Source organism: Campylobacter sp. CNRCH_2015_0814 (assembly GCF_025772765.1).
Taxonomy (GTDB): domain Bacteria; phylum Campylobacterota; class Campylobacteria; order Campylobacterales; family Campylobacteraceae; genus Campylobacter_D.
On the sequence record NZ_JAKMSR010000008.1, the window covers coordinates 49,560 to 68,819 of the forward strand.

A 19,260-nucleotide genomic window follows, 5' to 3' on the forward strand; every position below is an offset into this window, starting at 1 on the left:
TTTTGTATTAACGTAAATTTTGCTCATCTGCCATTTTAATTGCAATCTGTATAGAGTTCCATAAGGTTGGTAATAATATAAATGAAACAGGCACAGCAGTAATTACTATAAATGATTGTAAAGCCGAAATTCCCCCCTGTCCGATAGATATTAAAATAATTGCCAATACCCCCATTAAAATTCCCCAAAAAGCTCTAAGAAGCTTACTAGGTTCAGTGTTCCCACTAACAATAACACTCATAGTATAAGTCATAGAATCACCAGTTGTAATAATAAAAATAGCTGCTAATATCAAAAATAATGCTGAAATAAATGTTGACAATGGCAATGACTGTGTTATTGCTATTAACGCAGCAGGTATATTAAAACCTTTAAAAGCAGAGCTTATGCTGCCTGGATTTTCTATTTCAAAATACAATCCTGTTCCACCAACAATAGTAAACCAAAACATTGTGATAATTGGTGCGCAAATACTTACAGCTATAATAAGCTCTCTTAAAGTCCTACCTCTTGAAATTCTAGCAATAAAGATAGCCAATACTGGACCATATCCTAAAAACCACCCCCAAAAAAACAAAGTCCAAGATGCAAGCCAAACAGTATCTTCTCTATAAGTAGCCATAGGTATAAAATTTTGTATCAAAGTTCCAACACCTTGAACATAAACATCCAAAATAAATTTTGTAGGACCAAAAATAAAAATAAAAAACATCAAACCTACAGCTAAAATAACATTCCATTTACTAAGAATTTGAATGCCTTTTGCTAAACCTCTAAGTGAAGATATAGTATAAACTAAAATAGCCAAAATAATAATACTCATTTGAGTGATTATGTTATCTGGTATTTGAAAAATCATATTTAGTGCATAAGAAATTTGTAAACCTAAAAATCCTATAGGACCTATAGTACCAGCAGCAACAGCCACAATACAAAAAGCATCTATTAAAGAACCAATCCATCCGTGTATAACTTTATCACCAAAAATAGGATAAAGAATAGTTCTAGGTCTTAAAGGAAGGCCTTTTTCATAGTGTAAATACATTAGCACTATTGTGGTAATAGTTCCAGAAACAGCCCAAGATAAAAAACTCCAATGCATGTAAGATTGTGCTAGAGCTTCTGTGATTTTTTGAAAAATATTACTAGTATTTCCAAATACAGGAGATGGAGAAACAAAATGAGCTATAGGCTCTCCAGCAGCCCAAAAAACACCTCCGCCTGCAAGTAAAGTACACATAATAATAGATATCCATTGAAATGTACTCATTTCAGGATTTTTAATATTACCCAAAACTACGCCGCCTGTTCTTCCCCAACTAAGCCCGATCCCAATAATAAAAGTCAAAAGTAGTAAAATTTGCCAATAAGCACCAAAGTATTTTGCTGAGACATTAAAACCAAACTCAACGATCGCACTAAGTAACTTTGAATCAATTAAAGCTATTACAACAAATATCATCAAAAATCCACTACTACAAATTAAAGTCAACTTATCAATACGAGTATTGTTTTTAGGAGCACTGTTTAACATTTTAACTCCTTAGCAAGTTTGAGCTTTTAAGCCATCTTGTAAAAAATGAAGCCAATTAAGACCCATGATTTTTTTTACATCATTCTCAGAAAACCCATAATTAGTCAATCCTTTATAAATATTATATAAGCCACTAGTATCATTAAACCAAGACACATTTTTAGGCCATGTGGAATTAGTAGCACTACCTTCGCCATAATCTTTTATCTTAGACCATCTACCATTGCGCATCCATTCTAATACATCTAATGGTTGATTCAAACATAAATCACTTCCTATACCTATATGATCAACCCCTATCATATCTGCCAAATCAGCACTCATTTTACAAAAATCATCCAATGTGCAATCACTTCCATTTGGCAAATGAAAAGGATATAAAGACAAACCTATCAAACCTTTTCTCTTAGCTAAAGCTTTTATCACCTCATCGCTTTTATTTCGCAATCCATTATGCGCAAATTTAGGATTAGCATGAGATATACATATAGGGCGAGACGATATGTCAATAGCTTCCAATGTTGATCTATCACTACTATGAGACATATCAACAATCATACCAACCCTATTCATTTCTTCAATCGCTTGTTTGCCAAAGCGAGTGATACCACTGTCGTTTTTTTCATAACAACCAGTAGCCAATAAGCTTTGATTATTATAAGTTAGCTGCATAATCAACAAACCAAGCTGTCTCATAACAGATATTAACCCTATTTCATCATCAATCAAAGAGCAATTTTGTGCTCCAAAAAAAATCCCTACCTTATTTTGAGCTTTTGCTTTTAAAATATCTTCGCTTGAAAAAACAGGCAATATATATTCATTAAATTCTTCAAAAAATCTATGCCACTGGGCAAATCTAGTGAGTGTTTCTCTAGCATTTTCATGATATACTAAAGTAACATGCACAGCACTAACACCGCTTGATTTTAAAAATTTAAAATATTCTTTATCCCATTTGCAATATTGCAAACCATCTATAATGATATCTTTCCCAAACATAACCACCTCCTTTTTGTAAACAACATTTAATAAGCTTTTACATAAGTTGTTTTTACAACTGTGTAAAATTCCTTCGCATAAGAACCTTGCTCTCTTGGACCAAAGCTAGATTCTTTTCTGCCTCCAAAAGGTACATGATAATCTGTTCCAGCTGTAGGAAGATTAATCATAACACAACCACTTTTTGCTTCTTTTTTAAATATGTTTGCATTTTTTAAACTCGATGTTACAATCCCTGAAGTCAATCCAAAACGAGTACCATTATTAAGCGCAACAGCTTCTTGTAAATCTTTTGCTTTAATCACACATGCTAATGGAGCAAAAATTTCTTCCTGATTAATATCCCAATCATTTTTAGTATTAATAAATAAAGTAGGAGACATATAGTAACCATTTTTATCAAGTGATAATTTTTCACCACCAAATACCAATTCCGCTCCAAGATCTTTAGCTCTTTGAACCCATTTGAAATTAGATTCAAATTGTTTATTATCGGCTACTGGTCCCATAAAAATTCCATCATCTAAGCAATGGCCAACCTTTAATGTTTTCATTCTAGAAACCATTTTCTCAACAAAAGCATCATGAATACTTTCCATAACAATCAAACGAGAACTTGCTGTGCATTTTTGTCCAGTACCTGAAAAAGCTCCTGCAATAGCACACTCAACAGCAAGATCAAGATCTGCATCATCCATAATAACTAAGGCATTTTTACTGCCCATTTCTAATTGACATTTAACAAAATTTGCAGCCGTAGCACGTGCTATTTTTCTACCAACATCAACAGATCCAGTAAAAGAAAGTGCGTTGATATTTCTAGAATTAATAATAGTCTCACCAACTTCCCCACCACTACCTAAAACTAAATTAAATACACCACTTGGCAATCCATGCTCATGAATAATCTCAGCTAAAGCTACAGCAGAAGCTGGAGTGGTATTAGCTGGTTTCCATACTATACTATTACCAAAACAAAGAGCAGGAGCTATTTTCCAAGAAGCTGTTGCGATAGGGAAATTCCAAGGAGAAATAATACCAACAACACCAACAGCCTCTCTTGTAATCTCAACATCAACACCACTTCTTACAGACGCTGCATTTTCCCCAATTTGTCTTAATACTTCAGCTGCATAATATTGAAAAAATTGACCTGATCTAAACACTTCTCCCTTTCCTTCTATTTTTGTTTTTCCTTCTTCTAAGGATATAATTTTTCCAATCTCATCGCTTCTATTCATTAAAGATTCACCGATTTTATAAAGCAAATTTGCCTTTTCTTCTAAAGGAGTTTTTTCCCAAGAAACTTGAGCCTCTTTAGCAGCATCAATAGCTAGCTCTACTTGTTTTTTATCAGCCTGTGCTACATCCCCTAGATCATTATCAATATCAGATGGATTAATATTTTTTATAGTATTAACACCCTCTACCCATTGACCATTAATATATAAACCCTTAGTACAATCTAACATTTTATCTCCTTTATAATTTTAATTATGAGTTTGCGCATAAACTACAAATTCAACCAGCATTTCTTCTCTAGCCAAACCAGAAACAATAAATGCAGCTCTATTTGGATAAACTGTATTGAAATAGGTTGAATATATCGAATTTACAAATTTTAAATCTTCTCTTTTTGTAACATAAATTAAAATCTGTAACACATCATCTAATTTAGAACCAGCACATTCTAAAGTATGAATAAGATTTGAAAAAACTTGTTTGGTTTGCGCTTCTATACCACCAGTAACAACCTCTCCATTTTTATCAATAGGAATTTGTGCTGTATATAAAATATTATTTGATACAACCGCCCATTCTAATGGAGATTTTGAGGGGAATAATTTTGTTTTAACCGCTATTTTACTTGACATACAACTCCTTTTTGTATTGTTATATTTTCAAGTCTATAGGAAAAAAACTTAATAAATACTTAATGCCGACAATAAATATATTATATATTTTCTTACCTTGAAAAAACATGTAAATATGTGAATATTGGTAAATATATTTAAAAGATATCCCTATGATTAAAACATCAAATAAGTTAGTAAGGTAGTTTTAGTTGTAAAATTGAATATATACTTATTATATGATTATATCAAATCAAATATTGTTTAACAAAATTCTCAAAATAATCAATAATGTCATCAACATATTCCAAAGCTTTTTCTGTGTTTTTTTGATACACAGCTTTTAATATATTCTTGTGTTTTTCTTTTACAATATCATGTTGACTATTTTGAGCATAGCGATACCAAAATCTCCTTGAAATCCCTTGCACGTTTCTCAATTCTTCGTAAATAAAATAATTTTTAGAAGCTTTAGCTAATACATCTTGTCTTTTATCAAGCCATGATAAAAAATTTATTTCATCATAATTTTCAATTTCATTTAAAAGTTCATTTATAGCTTTTTTATCATCCTCAGTAAGTCTTTTTATAGCACATTCTATACAAAGTTTCAAAATAACTCTTCTTACTTCCAAAAGTTGCATTTGTAAAGAAGCATTCATTTGTGGAACCATTATTCCTGCTTTTGATATATTCACCAAATAACGTTTTGAAAGCAACAATAATGCTTCTCTTACAGGCGTACGTCCAACATCAAGCATATTTGCTATGCCCTGTTCTGTCAAAATACTACCAGGCTCTATTTCACAAAAAACTATTCTTCTTTCTAATTCATCATATACTTGTTCGGCTAAAGTTTTATTTTTCACTTTTTTCATGTAATTTCCAAATATAAAATAAAAATTATAGAATAATATCTAATTATTAATGTATTTAAGACAAAATATTAATGATTAAAATTCATATTTGATATTCAATTTACTTTAAATATAATGTATTATAAAAAACAAAAAAGGATTTTAAATGCAAATACGAATTTATTATGAAGATACCGATGCGGGTGGAGTGGTATATCATAGCAATTACTTAAAATTTTGCGAAAGAGCAAGAAGTGAGATATTTTTTCAAAAAAACGCGAAAATTTTTGATAAAAATACAGGACATTTCCTACTTACTAAAGCAAATTGTAACTTTTTAAAACCCGCTAAACTTGGAGATCTTATAGAAGTAAAAACATTTATCGCAAAGCTTAAAAAAGCTTCAGTTTGTATAAAACAAGAGATTTACAAAGATAGCACCAAGCTTTTTGAGGCTGATTTTACCCTAGCTTTTTTAAAAAATGAAAAAGTAGCCCCTATAGATGAGGCTATAGCTAAGGTTTTTACTGATTTTGCAAAGGAGTAAAACCTAAGCCTTGCGAGCGAATGATTTTAACCTTATAGTCAAATTGATTATCATTTAAACTCTCATCGAAAATTCTTTGAGAGTCTTTATCTAAAAACTGCGTATAAAAATAATCAAGCCCCACGCTAGTTGCATACGCTATCCAGTTGTAATTAATATTTTGCGAAAAAAGCTCATTAAGATAGCTTAGAGTTTGATCCTCATTAGAAATGGAATTTGCTAGCAAAAGTTTTTTTCTATCGTTAATTTGCGTTAAACTTAGCAAAATAGGATTATAATTAATCTGAGTTGATAATAACACAAAAGGCTCTATATCATAAGTTCTTATTTGTGAGCTTATAAGCGCTGTTTTAATCAAAGAAGTATTTAAGATAATACTAGAATCTTGAAAACTTCTATTTTGATTTAAAATACTTCTAAAATCAAATTTAGAACTATTAATAGTATAAATTTTTTCACTACCATTACCTGCGTTTAAAACATTCTCATCTAAGCGATTTGCCAAAGGTGTTCCATCTGAAAAAATAATATTTTTACCATTTGAATATTCTAAAAGTTTTTGAATTTGTTTTTGATAGTCTATACTTCCAAAATACACATTTTCATTTTGCGTATCAAAATTTCTTTTATGTGCAGTAGGAATAAAAACTTTTACATTTAAATCAAGATTTTCTTTTAATAAATTTTTCACACCTTTATCTGTAAAACCTGCGATGATATAATTAAATTTTTCTTCTTGAGCTTGCTTAAAAGCTTTAGCTATCTTACTCTCATCTTCTGTGCCTATTAAAAACACCTTTACTTTTATTTGCGCTCTTTGTCTTAATAAATACGCTATGCTTGAGTTTATAATAGTATTAGAATAACTTTTAATCGTTTGCTCAGGTATAATAATAGCTAATTTTACACTAGCATTTTTTTGAATTCTTTTTTCAAAATCTATGATGGAATTTAAAAGTTTAGTATAGATATTAACCAAGAGTTCATTTGCATTATCATTGTTAAATCTTGATAAGAAATTAAAATAAAGTCCTGTTTCTAACAAAGTAAATAAACAATCATTATCACAATTTTGAAATTCTAAATTAGGATAAAAAGACTCACTAGGTTCTATGGGCGATGGTTTTTGCTCTTTTGCAAAAGCACTTAAAGTTAAAACAAAAATCATCATCAAACAAACTAAACTTTTTCTCATAAATAACCTTTTATTTTTTTAATATCTTCTATAAATTCAGCATAAAAGCTAGGATTTTTACTCAAAAAATTCAAATCATAACTTGGCAAAAGCAAAGCATTATTAAAACGCATACATTGCCCTTTGTATTTTTGAAAGTTCTCAAAACCCAAACTTACAAAAGCTTCTTGACCAAGACATAAAATAATCTTTGCTTTTACAAAATCAAGCTCATTATAAAAATACGGCAAGCATAATTTTAGTGCTTGATCATCTATTTTAAAATTACTAAAACATTTAAACATATAAGAAAAATATATCTCATCTTCTTTTAAATTTAAAAGCTCTTTGCATAATCTTAAAAACTCTTGTTTGTTTTTAGAAGCAAAAAACTTTCCACTTTCGTTTTCTTCTTTATCAATAAAAGCTTGATAAATCAGAATTTTAGCATTTTTGGCTTCTTTTTCTATTAAACTATACTTTCTTAATTTAGAAAAATGACAAAGATTGCAAGTTTTTACTCTTTCGTTTAATTCTTTAAAACTTAAGTTAAAATGTCTAATTTGCTTTTGTTCATCAAAGTATTCATAACCAAAAGCTTTTAGATAATACAAACTGCGTTTATTCATCACATCAATGCTTCTAAATTTTCACCCTCTAAACGATAAGTTCTCCACTCGCTCATATGTCTTGCATTTAACTTGGTATAAAATTCAATCCCCAAATCATTATCATTTAAACAAACCCACTCTAAGCGTTTAAGATTTTTTTCTTTACAAATTTGTGCTAAATATTTAAAAACAGCTCTAGCATAACCTTTTTTTCTATATTTTGGCTGTATGTAAATATCTTCTAGGTATAATCCACCCAAACCCCAAAAAGATGAAAAAGTAAAATAATACATCACATAGCCTATTATCTCACCATCAACCTTTAGGCTCAAAGCCTTAGCATATTCATGTTTAAAAAATGATTCTTCAAGTTCTTTGCTTGTGCATTTTACATCTTCAAGCATATTTTCATGAATAGCAAGTTCTTTGAGTAATTCTAAAATTTTTTCCAAATCTTCCTTTTTACTCTCACAAATTTCAAAAGCCATTATTTTTCCTTAGTTTACAAAATAAAATCAAAATTTAGCAAAAAGTTTTAAAATAACTCTTAATTAAAAGCAGATTTAAGTAAGATTTTGCTAACATACTCGCTTATTATTTTGTTTTTTATTTTAAGTTAAGGAAAAAATATGAAAAGAACATATCAACCACATAAAACTCCTAAAAAAAGAACTCACGGCTTTCGTGTACGTATGAAGAGCAAAAATGGTCGCAAAGTGATCAATGCTAGACGTGCTAAAGGTAGAAAAAGATTAGCGGTATAAAAGATTTTCTAAGTATTAACGACTTAGGAGAGTTTGCAGCAATTTATAAAGAAGGTAAAAAATGGCATTGCGAAGGCATGATTATCTTTTACTCTTTAAGCGAAGAAAAAAAATTCGCCGTTGTTGCTAGTAAAAAAGTTGGAAAAGCTGTTATAAGAAATAGAGCCAAAAGGCTCTTAAGATCAGCTTTTTTTCAGGTTAAAAATCAAGTTGAAAACGGAAAATACATACTTGTAGCCAAAACGAGTATCACTGAAATTCCTTTTTTAAAATTAGAAAAAAACTTGAAATGGGGTTTGAAAAAAATAGGATGCATAAAATAGTCTGTCTAAAATTTATCAGATTTTATCAACTCTTTATCAGTCCTTTTAAACCACAATGCTGTAGGTATTACCCAAGTTGCTCTGAGTATGCCTTATGGCAATTTAAAAAAAATAATATTTTTAAAGCATTTGGTGCAGTTTTTTTAAGAATTTTAAAATGCAATCCGTTTTTTAAAGGTGGTATTGATTATCCTAAAATACGCAAGAATAATCTAAACTCAGGTATATGTTTTAAACCTAGTTTTAATGCTTTAAAACAACTCAATTATCTTTATATCCCTTGCAACGATAATCAATTTTTTTTAATTAAGATTATATTTCCAAAGGACAATCCGTGTCAGAAAATTTATCTCAACAAAAACGCATATTAATTGCTGTTGTATTATCATTTTTATTTTTTGTAGTTTATGATTATTTTTTTATACCCAAAGCTCCACAAACTGAGCAAAATATCACTCAAATAGAACAAAACAACTCAGCTCCACAAAGCACTACGAGCACTAACTCTCAAGCTCCAAAAACAGAACTTAGCGTTAATCAAAAAGAAGAAATAGCAGTTGTTAAAAGCGAACATTTTGAAGCACATATTGACTCTTTAGGTAGGATAGCTAAATTTTATCTAAGTGATGAAAAATACAAAGATGAAAATGGCAAAAGTATTAATCTAATAGATACTTCTTTATCACCTTTACCATTAGAAATAAGATTTAGTGATGCAAAAATCAATCAAGAGGCATTTAATACACCATATACCACAAGTCAAAAAACTATCAATGTAAGTGATGAAAACACAACCTTGATCCTTACTCAAAATTTAAATGATTTAGCAGTAACTAAAAAAATCACTTTCCATAAATATGGAAACTATGATTTAGAGGTCAATCTAAGCAAAGACGCAGCTTATTTTATCACACCAGGTTATCGTCCAAATATAGCAGTTGATAGCTATACAGTACATGGGGTTTTGATCTTAGATAAAGATGATAAAATCACAATGTTAGAAGATGGCGATGTAGAAAATGATGAAAGTTTTTCTAATGTAACCCTTATGGCGGCTTCAGATCGCTATTATAGTGCTTTCTTTTATAATTTTGAAAAACCACTCAATGCTGTAGTTACTAAAGATAATCACGAAAATTCTATCGTTTTTGCAAGTTCGACAAATACTTTTAAAGCAAGCGGTTATGTTGGCTCAAAAGAGCATGAAATTTTAAGAAGTATTCATGCGGATTTAGATGATGTTGTGGAATATGGTTGGTTTACTTTTATAGCTAAGCCTATGTTTGAATTTTTAAATTTCTTACATGGCTACATGGGCAACTGGGGTTGGGCTATTGTAGTGATGACTTTAATCGTGCGTATTATTCTTTTCCCACTTACTTATAAATCAATGATTTCTATGAATAAACTCAAAGATTTAGCACCTAAAATGAAAGAAATCAGAGAACGTTATAAAGGCGATCCGCAAAAAATGAATTTACACATGATGGAACTTTATAAAAAACATGGTGCAAATCCTATGAGCGGATGTTTGCCTATACTTATTCAAATTCCAATTTTCTTTGCAATTTATAGAGTTTTACTAAATGCTATAGAGCTAAAAGCTGCACCATGGGCTTTTTGGATTACAGATTTATCTGTGATGGATCCATGGTTTATCTTACCTATATTTATGGGTCTAACTATGTTTATCCAACAACTTATCACACCAATGGCTATACAAGATCCTATGCAAGAAAAGATTATGAAATTTTTACCATTAATTTTCACTTTCTTCTTCTTAACCTTCCCAGCAGGTTTAACTTTATATTGGTGTGTAAATAATATATGCTCACTTATTCAACAAGTGATTGTAAATAAACTTTTCAAAAACCACAAAAAAGAGGAAATAGCTAAACATGAACATAGAAGCTAAAGACTTACAAACTGCACTCATAGAAGCCTCAAAACAACTTGAGTGCTCTGTGATTGATCTAGAATATGAAGTTATTCAACATGCTAAAGCAGGATTTTTTGGTTTGTTTAGAAAAAATGCTATTATTTGTATTAAAGGACACAAAAAAACCAAAAAACCTCATCAAGAAAAAGCTAAAAAAAATCAAAGCGAGAATTTTATCAAACATTCACAAAAAAATCTTGAAAAAAATGAACACTACAAAGAACACAGAGAAAGTTTTCAAAAACCACTTGAAGCCAATACTCCAACTAAAGAACATTATAAAGTAAAAAATGATACTATTTTTGATTCATTCCATAAAGAATCACCAGAAGAAAAAAATATCGCTTCTTATATTGATGAGATAAAAATTTCACTAGAAAATTTACTAGCAACTTTTGATTTTGATATCAAGGTTGTACAAGTTAGTGTTTGGGATGAAAATTGCGTATTGATAAAACTTGATGGAGAAGATGCAGCTTTACTTATAGGCAAAGAAGCCCATAGATATAAGGCATTTTCTTATTTACTTTATAACTGGCTTAGTGCTAAATATAAAATTCAGCCAAGGCTAGAAATTGCTCAATTTTTAGAAAATCAAACCCAAGCTATAGAAAATTATTTAAAAATTCTTATAGAAAAAGTAGAGAGCACAGGAAGAGTTCAAACAAAGCCTTTAGATGGAATTTGGCTAAAACTTGCATTAGAAAAATTAAGAGAACGTTTTCCTGATAAATATGTAGCTATTAAACAAAATGACGATCAAAGATATATCGTTGTAAATGATTTTTTGAAGAAAAATGAATGAATGACACTATAGCTGCTATAGCCACAGCCCATGGAGTGGGCTCTATAAGTATCATTAGAGTAAGTGGGGAAAAAGCTTTAGAGCTTGCATTGAAAATTACCCACAAAAAAGAATTAACGCCCCGCTATGCACACTTGTGCAAACTTTATAAAAACAACAACGACTTCTTAGATGAAGCTTTAGTGATTTATTTTAAAGCACCCTACTCTTTTACAGGAGAAGATATAGTAGAATTTCAACTCCACGGGGGTTTTTCTTTGAGTGAAATTTTACTTGATGAGCTTATTTTAGCAGGAGCGCGTCTTGCTAATCCTGGTGAATTTAGTAAAAGAGCTTGTTTAAATGGAAAAATGGATCTTTTAAAAGCTTTAAGTATACAAGATGCCATCATGTCAAAATCAACAAGTGCTACAAATATCATAGCAAAAAACATTAAAGGTGATTTAAGCAAATTTTTAAATACCATTAGAATAGATCTTGTTCAAACCCTTGCTTTTGTAGAAACTAGTATTGATTATGCAGATGATGATTTACCACAAGATTTACTTGATCAAATCATTGCTATGTGTGAAAAAAATTCAAAACTTTTACGTGATATAGTAGATATTTCTTTAAGTAAAAAAGGACTTATAGAAGGCTTTAAAGTCGCTATTATCGGTAAGCCAAATGCAGGAAAAAGCTCCTTGTTAAATTCACTTTTAGCATTTGATAGGGCCATTGTTTCTAATATTGCAGGCACTACAAGAGATCGTATTGAGGAAAGTTTAAAAATAGGTTCACATTTAATCAAAATCATCGACACAGCAGGTATAAGAAATGCAGATGATGAGATAGAAAAAATCGGAGTTAACTTAAGCTATGAAAGTATTAAAGAAGCAGATATTATCATAGCTGTTTTTGATGGATCTAAAGAATTTGAAGAAGAAGATGAGCGTATTTTACAAGCTTTAAAAGATTGTGATAAAAAAATCGTTTATGTTTTAAACAAAAGTGATCTAATCACCAAATTTCAACATGAAATTAGCACTTCTTGTATACGCATTTGCGCCCAAGAAAACACCCAAACCATTAAGGAAAGTTTAAATGAATACTTAAATACTTTAGATGGCGATGGAATGCTAATTAGTAATACTTTAATACTCAATGCTTGTAAAAATGCTAGCGAAGCTATTTTGCGTGCAAGAGATTTATTAAAAGAAAGTTCTTTAGAACTTTTTGCTTTTGAATTAAATTTAGCCATAGAAGAAATAGCTCAATTTACCAAAAAATTTGAAAGAGATGAAATTTTAGATGCAATGTTTAGTAATTTTTGTTTAGGAAAATAAAAAGGAGAGAAAATGGATAAAGAAATTATAAAACAACACAAAATTAGCGACGAGGAATATCAAGAAATTTTAAATATATTAGGTAGAGAGCCTAATTTTCTAGAGCTTGGAGTAATTTCTGCTATGTGGAGTGAGCATTGCTCATATAAATCAAGTAAAAAATACCTTAATGGCTTTCCAACTAAGGCTCCTTGGGTGATCCAAGGTCCTGGTGAAAACGCTGGGGTGATAGATATAGGCAAAGGAATGGCAGCTGTATTTAAAGTAGAAAGTCATAATCACCCAAGTTTTATAGAGCCATTTGCAGGTGCAGCTACAGGTGTGGGCGGAATTTTACGTGATGTTTTTACCATGGGTGCAAGAGTTGTTGCAGGTATGAATTCTTTAAAATTTGGCAACATCCACGATGAAAAAATAGGCAAACATCAAAAATATTTAGTTAAAGGTGTAGTAAGTGGAATTTCACACTATGGTAATTGCATGGGTGTGCCTACTATTGGCGGAGAATGTGCTTTTGATGAATGTTTTAATGGAAATATCTTAGTTAATGCTTTTGCACTTGGAACTTGCAAAATCGAAGATATTTTTTATGCAAAAGCTGAAGGTATAGGTAATCCTGTAATTTATGTGGGTTCAAAAACTGGTCGTGACGGGCTTGGTGGAGCTGTAATGGCAAGTGATAGTTTTAATGAATCTAGCAAAAGCTTAAGACCAACCGTGCAAATTGGAGATCCATTTGCTGAAAAATTATTAATGGAAGCTTGTTTAGAACTTTTCAAAACTGATTATATAGTTGGAATTCAAGATATGGGTGCAGCAGGACTTACTTCAAGCTCTTTTGAAATGGCAGGACGCAGTGGTAGCGGTATGAAACTTTATCTTAATAAAACTCCTATGAGAGAAGAAGGTATGACTCCTTATGAGTTAATGTTAAGTGAATCTCAAGAAAGAATGCTAATTTGTGCTAAAAAAGGCTATGAAGAGAAAGTTATTGAAATTTTTAACAAATGGGGACTTGATGCAGCTATTATAGGTGAAGTTACCGATACTGGTAAAATGGAACTATTTTGGCATGATGAATTAGTTGGCTTAATTCCTATTGAACCACTAAGCGAAAAAGCACCTATACTTGATAGACCTGTGGCTAAACCAAAATACTTAGATGAGATAAAAAACTATCAATTTAAGCTCAACATTCCTACCCAAGAAGCTTTTGAAAAACTCCTTGCAGATGAAAATGTTAGCAATAAAGCTTATATTTATGAGCAATTTGACTCAAGCGTACAAACCAATACTTTAAAAAGCAATGGAGCTTTAGGGGCAAATAGCATTAGAATCAAAGAAAACAATTGCTTACTTTCTATGGCAATTGAGTGCAACTCTAGATTAAACTATGTAAATCCAAAAATCGGCGCAGCAGCAGCTGTTGCAAGTGCAGGAAGAAAAATAGCATGTTCAGGAGCTAGACCTTTGGCAATTAGTGATTGTTTAAATTATGGTAACCCTCAAAACCCTGAAGTAATGTGGCAATTTGCCCAAGGTTGCGAAGGTGTTAAATTAGCTTGTAAAGAACTCAATACTCCTGTAGTAAGCGGAAATGTTTCTTTATATAATGAAACCGATGGAGTAAGTGTTTTTCCAAGTCCAACCATAGCTTGTGTTGGGGTAAATGAAAAAGCAGAAAATGTTTTAAAATCATATTTTAGCAAAGACACTAGTGCTATTTATCTACTTGGAGAAAGCAAAGGTAGTTTTGGTGGATCTTTAATTGCTAAAGTACTAGATCAAAAAATAGCAGGAGAGCTTGAAGATATAGATTTTAGCGCAGAATTAAAACTATGGGATTTTCTGCTAAAAGCAAGCGAAGCAAAATTACTTGATTGTGCTAATAGCATAGGCATAGGGGGCCTTGCTATTACCTTAGCTAAAATGAGCGCAAAAGCAAATTTAGGTATTGAAATAAAAACTGATTTTGAAGATAAGAGTTTTATTTTTGAAGAAAGTCCAACAAGAGTTATAGTTGGTGTTAAAGATGAAGAAAAATTTATTGAATTTGTAAATGAAATGGGAATTAAATTTACAAAACTTGGAAATTTAAATGAAAAAAATTTTATTTTAGATGATATTAAGATATCTTTAGCAAAACTACAAACAATTTATTTTGATAAATTTAATGAGTATTTAGGATAAAAATGCTTTTTGTTTTACTTGTATTGGCAACTTTGGCATTTTATTGGTATTATAAAACATGGGGCAAAGATGATCTTTTAGGCTCTTTTAAAAAAGGGGCTAAAAGTTTCTCTCAAGGTTTTAAGCAAGGCTATCACGAAGAAAGAATTGATGGATTTAAAAGAAGATTAAACTACTATGTTATAGCACTTTTAGCAAAAATAGCAAAAAGTGATGGCAGAGTTAGTGAAAATGAAGCTAATATGATCTCACAAATTCTTGATTACAATGCTAAAGATTCAAGAGAAAGAGAATTTTTAAAACAAAGTTTTAATGAACACAAAAACACCTTAAATGATACCTATGAAGTAGCCAAAGAACTCATCAAAGAAGTACCTTTACCTCAACAAGAAAGAATTAATATATTAAATGTTTTGGTCGCAATGGCCTTGATTGATGGAGAGCTTAATAGCGCTAAAAAAGATGTATTAAAAGCTATTGTCAAAGCCTTTAATCTTGATCTAAATATACTTGAAAGACTTCTAAATTCTATGCAAACTCAAAAAGTAGGCATGAATTTGCAAAAAGCATGCGAGGTCTTAGGTGTAAGCGAAAATGTGAATTTGCAAGAGCTTAAAAAACGCTATAGAGAACTTGCTAAAAAATATCATCCTGATATTTTAAACGCGAATAACAGCGATGAAGCAAAAATAAAAGAAGGTGTAAAAAAATTTCAAGAAGTTAATGAATCTTATGAATTTTTAAAACAATACATAGAAAGGAAAAACCAATGAAAGCACTAATTAGTGTCAGTGATAAAGAAGGAGTAGTAGAATTTGCTAGTGAGCTTGCAAAATTAGGTTTTGAGCTTTTATCTACTGGAGGCACTTATAAGCTTTTAAAAGAAAATAACTTGCAAGTACAAGAAGTTAGTGATTTTACTCAAAGTCCTGAAATGTTTGAAGGACGTGTAAAAACCTTGCACCCAAAAATTCATGGCGGAATTTTATACAAAAGAGAAGATGAAAATCACCAAAAGCAAGCTAAAGAGTATAATATAGAAAGCATAGACTTACTTTGTGTAAATTTATATCCTTTCAAAAAAACTACAATTTTAACCCAAGATTTTGATGAGATTGTAGAAAATATCGATATCGGTGGTCCTGCTATGATACGCAGTGGTGCAAAAAACTTTAAAAATGTCATTGTGGTTTGCGATATTTTAGACTATGATAAAATCATACAAGCCTTAAAAGATAATACTTTAGATCTTGATTTTAGAAGAGCATTGATGATCAAAGCTTATGAGCATACAGCAAATTATGATGCTTATATAGCAAATTATATGAATGAGCGTTTTAATGGTGGTTTTGGGGCAAATAAATTTATTGTAGGTCAAAAAGTGTTTGACACAAGATATGGAGAAAACCCTCATCAAAAAGGTGCTTTATATGAATTTGATGACTTTTTCACGCACAATTTTACAACCTTAAAAGGTGAAGCAAGTTTTAATAATCTAACCGATATCAATGCTGCTTTAAATTTAGCAAGTGCTTTTGATAAAGCTCCAGCAGTAGCCATTGTAAAACATGCAAATGCTTGTGGATTTGCCATAAAAGAAAACTTACTCCAAAGCTATATCCATGCACTTAAATGCGATACCTTAAGTGCTTATGGAGGAGTTGTAGCTATCAATGGAACTTTGGATAAAGAATTAGCGCAAAAAATCAATGAAATTTATATAGAAGTAATCATTGCAGCAAATGTAGATGACGATGCCTTGGAAGTATTTAAAGATAAAAAGCGTATTAAAATCTTTACACAAAAAGCGCCATTTTTAACTAGAGCTTATGATAAATATGATTTTAAACACATAGATGGTGGTTTTGTATATCAAGATAGCGATGAAGTTAAAGAAGATGAATTAAAAAATGCAGTATTAAAAAGCGAAAGAAAGGCTAATAAACAAGAATTAAAAGATCTTGAAATAGCTATGAAAATTGCTGCATTTACCAAATCAAATAACGTAGTTTATGTAAAAAATGGAGCTATGGTAGCCATTGGTATGGGCATGACAAGTCGTATCGATGCAGCTAAAGCAGCTATTAATAAAGCTAAGGAAATGGGGCTTGATTTAAATGGTTGTGTTTTAGCAAGCGAGGCTTTCTTTCCATTTAGAGATAGCATAGATGAGGCTAGTAAAATAGGTGTAAAGGCCATTATCGAACCAGGTGGAAGCATAAGAGATGAGGATATCATCCAAGCTGCCAATGAATATGGTATTGCATTATATTTTAGCGGTGTAAGACACTTTTTACATTAATACAAGGAGCTTCAAATGTTTAAAAGCATAGGTGCGAAGATATCTTTAGCAATGATTTCTACATTGCTAATTAGTTTTATTATCATGCAAATTATCTTACAAAAAGATTCTCAGCAAACGACCGATAGAATCAGCCGTGCACATTTAGATACCTTAAGCACTTCTGTTTTTCAAACATTAAGAATGGCAATGAATTTAGGTGACCCTGCTATTATAGAACAAGCTATAAAAGATGCTGGAGAAATTGAAGGCATAAAAGATATTAAAATTTATCCTTCAAAGGGCACAATTGAACTTTTTGAAATGCAAAAATATACAAAAAGTGATGAAAGTATCATCAACGAACAATTTAACAAGCCGCAAATACAAGCTGTTGAAATCAATAACAATCAAGGACATTATCTAAGACTTATACGTCCATTAATTGCTAACGAGGGTTGTCTTGCTTGCCATGCAAACGCTAAAGAAGGTGATGTTTTGGGTGTTATGGATATGTATAATGATTTAAAACATGTAGATGATGATTTGGCAAGCTCAGCTAGAACTTATATTATAATCTTTAGCATAGCTTTACTTTTTACTGTTTTTGCTGTGCTTTATATTTTAAAAATAGTTGTGGGTAATCCTGTTTTAGATCTTTTAAAACACGCTAAAGAATTAGCTAGCGGCGATGGGGATTTACGCGCAAGAATCAACATAAAAAGCACTGATGAAATAGGCAAAGCTTGCACCTACATCAACCAATTTATTGAAAAAATTCAAAATGCAGTGATTTCTACTAATGAAAATTCTCAAATGGTAGATAAACAATCTAAGCTTTTAAATACCAATGCGCTTGATCTAGCAAATAGAACAAAAGAAGGTCACACAAAAACTGATGAATCTTATCATTTAAGTGAGCAAATTCATACAGAGTTGCAAGATCTTGCTGAGCTTTCAAACAATGCAAATAAAGCCAATACAAAATCTTTTGAAGTTTTAAACACCATGCTTGATTCATTAAATCAGGTAGTAGATAAAGTAAGAGTTGTTGCAGAAAATGAAGATGTTTTATCTCAAAAAGTTGAAGTTATGGAAAAACAAGCAGAAGAGATCAAAAAAGCTTCTGATATGATGGGAGAAATTGCTGATAAAACTAATCTTTTATCATTAAATGCAGGTATTGAGGCTGCACGTGCTGGAGAATTTGGTCGTGGTTTTTCAGTTATTGCTGAAGATGTAAGAAATCTTGCTCAAAGTTCAGAAGAATTTTTAAAAAATATTGCTATTGTCACCAAGCAATTAGTAGATAGTATTAATGAAGTTTCTAAAGAATTAAAACACAATGCTAAAGAAATTAATTCTTTAAACCAAGATGCAAAAGATCTTGTAGAAGGGACCAATGAAGTAAAAGTTTGCAATGAAAATGCAAGAGACTTAGCAAATGCTTGTATGCAAAAAATCTCAAGCACACAAGAAACTTTACAATCTTTACTTGATAAAATGCAAGAAACGGTAAAATTAAGCGATAAAAATGAAGAAATTTCAAAAATTTTGCTTGATGTTGCTCATGAGTTAAATGTAGTTTGTCAAAATTTGGAAGATGAATTAAAACATTTTCATGTATAAGGAGAATAAAAATGAGAAAAATAATCACATTAAGCATAGCAAGTTTAGCTGTTTTTAGTGGGTGTTCTGTGGCAAATTTAAGTGTTGATGATTTACAAAATAAAGAATTTACCATAAGTTCTTATAAAGCAAATGGAAAAAGCTACGAACTTCCTCAAAATACAAAAACAAGTATTAGTTTTGACAATAAAGACAAAAGGCTTTTTGGAACAGCAGGATGTAATAGATTTTTTGGAAATTATAAAGATCAAGGAAGCAGCATAAAAATAGAAGACAATCTTGCTTCAACAAAAATGCTTTGTGATCAAGAATCTATGAAATTTGAAGACAATTTCCTAAGATACTTTAATGGAGAATTTAAAATCATTAACGATGATGATGGAATTGTTTTAGAAAATAAAAAAATGAAAGTTTATTTAAAATAAG

At 30.7% G+C, this 19,260-nt stretch carries 20 protein-coding genes; 12 read left to right on the plus strand and 8 right to left on the minus strand.

What is annotated here, in order from left to right; all coding sequences use genetic code 11:
• Positions 1-7: 7 nt before the first annotated feature.
• The 5 genes from L8X24_RS05745 to L8X24_RS05765 all read right to left on the minus strand — a co-directional run bounded on the left by L8X24_RS05745 (position 8) and on the right by L8X24_RS05765 (position 5,267).
• Positions 8-1,534: a BCCT family transporter gene (locus L8X24_RS05745; RefSeq protein ID WP_214126123.1), complete on the minus strand. Its 1,527-nt coding sequence runs from the start codon at positions 1,532-1,534 to the stop codon at positions 8-10.
• Between the two features lie 9 nt (positions 1,535-1,543).
• Positions 1,544-2,536: a dipeptidase gene (locus L8X24_RS05750; RefSeq protein ID WP_263663989.1), complete on the minus strand. Its 993-nt coding sequence runs from the start codon at positions 2,534-2,536 to the stop codon at positions 1,544-1,546.
• A 26-nt stretch (positions 2,537-2,562) separates the two neighbouring features.
• Positions 2,563-4,008, minus strand: a complete 1,446-nt coding sequence (locus L8X24_RS05755) for an aldehyde dehydrogenase family protein (RefSeq protein WP_263663990.1) — start codon at positions 4,006-4,008, stop codon at positions 2,563-2,565.
• Positions 4,009-4,026: 18 nt separating this feature from the next.
• Positions 4,027-4,410, minus strand: coding sequence for a RidA family protein (locus L8X24_RS05760; RefSeq protein WP_263663992.1), 384 nt, complete (start codon positions 4,408-4,410; stop codon positions 4,027-4,029).
• 227 nt (positions 4,411-4,637) lie between these two features.
• On the minus strand, positions 4,638-5,267 hold the full coding sequence (locus L8X24_RS05765; RefSeq protein WP_263663994.1) for a GntR family transcriptional regulator: 630 nt from the start codon (positions 5,265-5,267) through the stop codon (positions 4,638-4,640).
• Between the two features lie 145 nt (positions 5,268-5,412).
• Between L8X24_RS05765 and L8X24_RS05770 the strand changes: the two genes are divergently transcribed.
• The gene (locus L8X24_RS05770; protein WP_263663996.1) at positions 5,413-5,793 is read left to right on the plus strand and encodes a YbgC/FadM family acyl-CoA thioesterase; all 381 of its coding nucleotides are present in this window, start codon (positions 5,413-5,415) and stop codon (positions 5,791-5,793) included.
• Here L8X24_RS05770 and L8X24_RS05775 read toward each other — a convergent pair.
• The 3 genes from L8X24_RS05775 to L8X24_RS05785 are packed head-to-tail and all read right to left on the minus strand — an operon-like array spanning position 5,771 to position 8,069.
• On the minus strand, positions 5,771-6,988 hold the full coding sequence (locus tag L8X24_RS05775) for a hypothetical protein (protein WP_263663997.1): 1,218 nt from the start codon (positions 6,986-6,988) through the stop codon (positions 5,771-5,773). The genes L8X24_RS05770 and L8X24_RS05775 overlap by 23 nt on opposite strands.
• The gene (locus L8X24_RS05780) at positions 6,985-7,596 is read right to left on the minus strand and encodes a uracil-DNA glycosylase family protein (RefSeq protein WP_263663998.1); all 612 of its coding nucleotides are present in this window, start codon (positions 7,594-7,596) and stop codon (positions 6,985-6,987) included. Before L8X24_RS05780 ends, L8X24_RS05775 begins: the two co-directional genes overlap by 4 nt.
• On the minus strand, positions 7,596-8,069 hold the full coding sequence (locus L8X24_RS05785) for a GNAT family N-acetyltransferase (RefSeq protein WP_235362456.1): 474 nt from the start codon (positions 8,067-8,069) through the stop codon (positions 7,596-7,598). Before L8X24_RS05785 ends, L8X24_RS05780 begins: the two co-directional genes overlap by 1 nt.
• Positions 8,070-8,207: 138 nt before the next feature.
• On the opposite strand from L8X24_RS05785, the gene rpmH reads away from it, so the two are divergent.
• From rpmH to L8X24_RS05840, 11 genes are read left to right on the plus strand one after another with little or no spacing between them, the layout of a single operon-like run.
• Positions 8,208-8,342: a 50S ribosomal protein L34 gene (gene rpmH / locus L8X24_RS05790; RefSeq protein ID WP_012661270.1), complete on the plus strand. Its 135-nt coding sequence runs from the start codon at positions 8,208-8,210 to the stop codon at positions 8,340-8,342.
• Entirely contained in the window at positions 8,339-8,665 is a 327-nt protein-coding gene (gene rnpA / locus L8X24_RS05795) for a ribonuclease P protein component (RefSeq protein ID WP_263664026.1), read from the plus strand. Before rpmH ends, rnpA begins: the two co-directional genes overlap by 4 nt.
• Positions 8,653-9,036 carry a membrane protein insertion efficiency factor YidD gene (gene yidD, locus L8X24_RS05800; protein ID WP_263664027.1) on the plus strand — a complete coding sequence of 128 codons (384 nt, stop codon included), beginning with the start codon at positions 8,653-8,655 and terminating at the stop codon, positions 9,034-9,036. The genes rnpA and yidD overlap by 13 nt, the downstream gene beginning before the upstream one ends.
• The gene (gene yidC, locus L8X24_RS05805; RefSeq protein WP_263663999.1) at positions 9,000-10,580 is read left to right on the plus strand and encodes a membrane protein insertase YidC; all 1,581 of its coding nucleotides are present in this window, start codon (positions 9,000-9,002) and stop codon (positions 10,578-10,580) included. Before yidD ends, yidC begins: the two co-directional genes overlap by 37 nt.
• The gene (locus L8X24_RS05810; protein WP_263664000.1) at positions 10,564-11,409 is read left to right on the plus strand and encodes a Jag N-terminal domain-containing protein; all 846 of its coding nucleotides are present in this window, start codon (positions 10,564-10,566) and stop codon (positions 11,407-11,409) included. The genes yidC and L8X24_RS05810 overlap by 17 nt, the downstream gene beginning before the upstream one ends.
• Positions 11,406-12,734, plus strand: coding sequence for a tRNA uridine-5-carboxymethylaminomethyl(34) synthesis GTPase MnmE (gene mnmE, locus L8X24_RS05815; protein ID WP_263664001.1), 1,329 nt, complete (start codon positions 11,406-11,408; stop codon positions 12,732-12,734). The genes L8X24_RS05810 and mnmE overlap by 4 nt, the downstream gene beginning before the upstream one ends.
• 12 nt (positions 12,735-12,746) lie before the next feature.
• On the plus strand, positions 12,747-14,924 hold the full coding sequence (gene purL, locus L8X24_RS05820) for a phosphoribosylformylglycinamidine synthase subunit PurL (RefSeq protein WP_263664002.1): 2,178 nt from the start codon (positions 12,747-12,749) through the stop codon (positions 14,922-14,924).
• Positions 14,925-14,926: 2 nt separating this feature from the next.
• Complete coding sequence (locus tag L8X24_RS05825) at positions 14,927-15,697, plus strand: DnaJ domain-containing protein (protein ID WP_263664003.1); 771 nt, start codon at positions 14,927-14,929, stop codon at positions 15,695-15,697.
• Positions 15,694-17,226, plus strand: coding sequence for a bifunctional phosphoribosylaminoimidazolecarboxamide formyltransferase/IMP cyclohydrolase (gene purH, locus L8X24_RS05830; RefSeq protein ID WP_263664004.1), 1,533 nt, complete (start codon positions 15,694-15,696; stop codon positions 17,224-17,226). Before L8X24_RS05825 ends, purH begins: the two co-directional genes overlap by 4 nt.
• A gap of 15 nt (positions 17,227-17,241) precedes the next feature.
• Positions 17,242-18,834: a methyl-accepting chemotaxis protein gene (locus L8X24_RS05835; protein ID WP_263664005.1), complete on the plus strand. Its 1,593-nt coding sequence runs from the start codon at positions 17,242-17,244 to the stop codon at positions 18,832-18,834.
• Positions 18,835-18,845: 11 nt separating this feature from the next.
• Positions 18,846-19,259 carry an META domain-containing protein gene (locus L8X24_RS05840; protein WP_263664006.1) on the plus strand — a complete coding sequence of 138 codons (414 nt, stop codon included), beginning with the start codon at positions 18,846-18,848 and terminating at the stop codon, positions 19,257-19,259.
• Position 19,260: the final 1 nt, after the last annotated feature.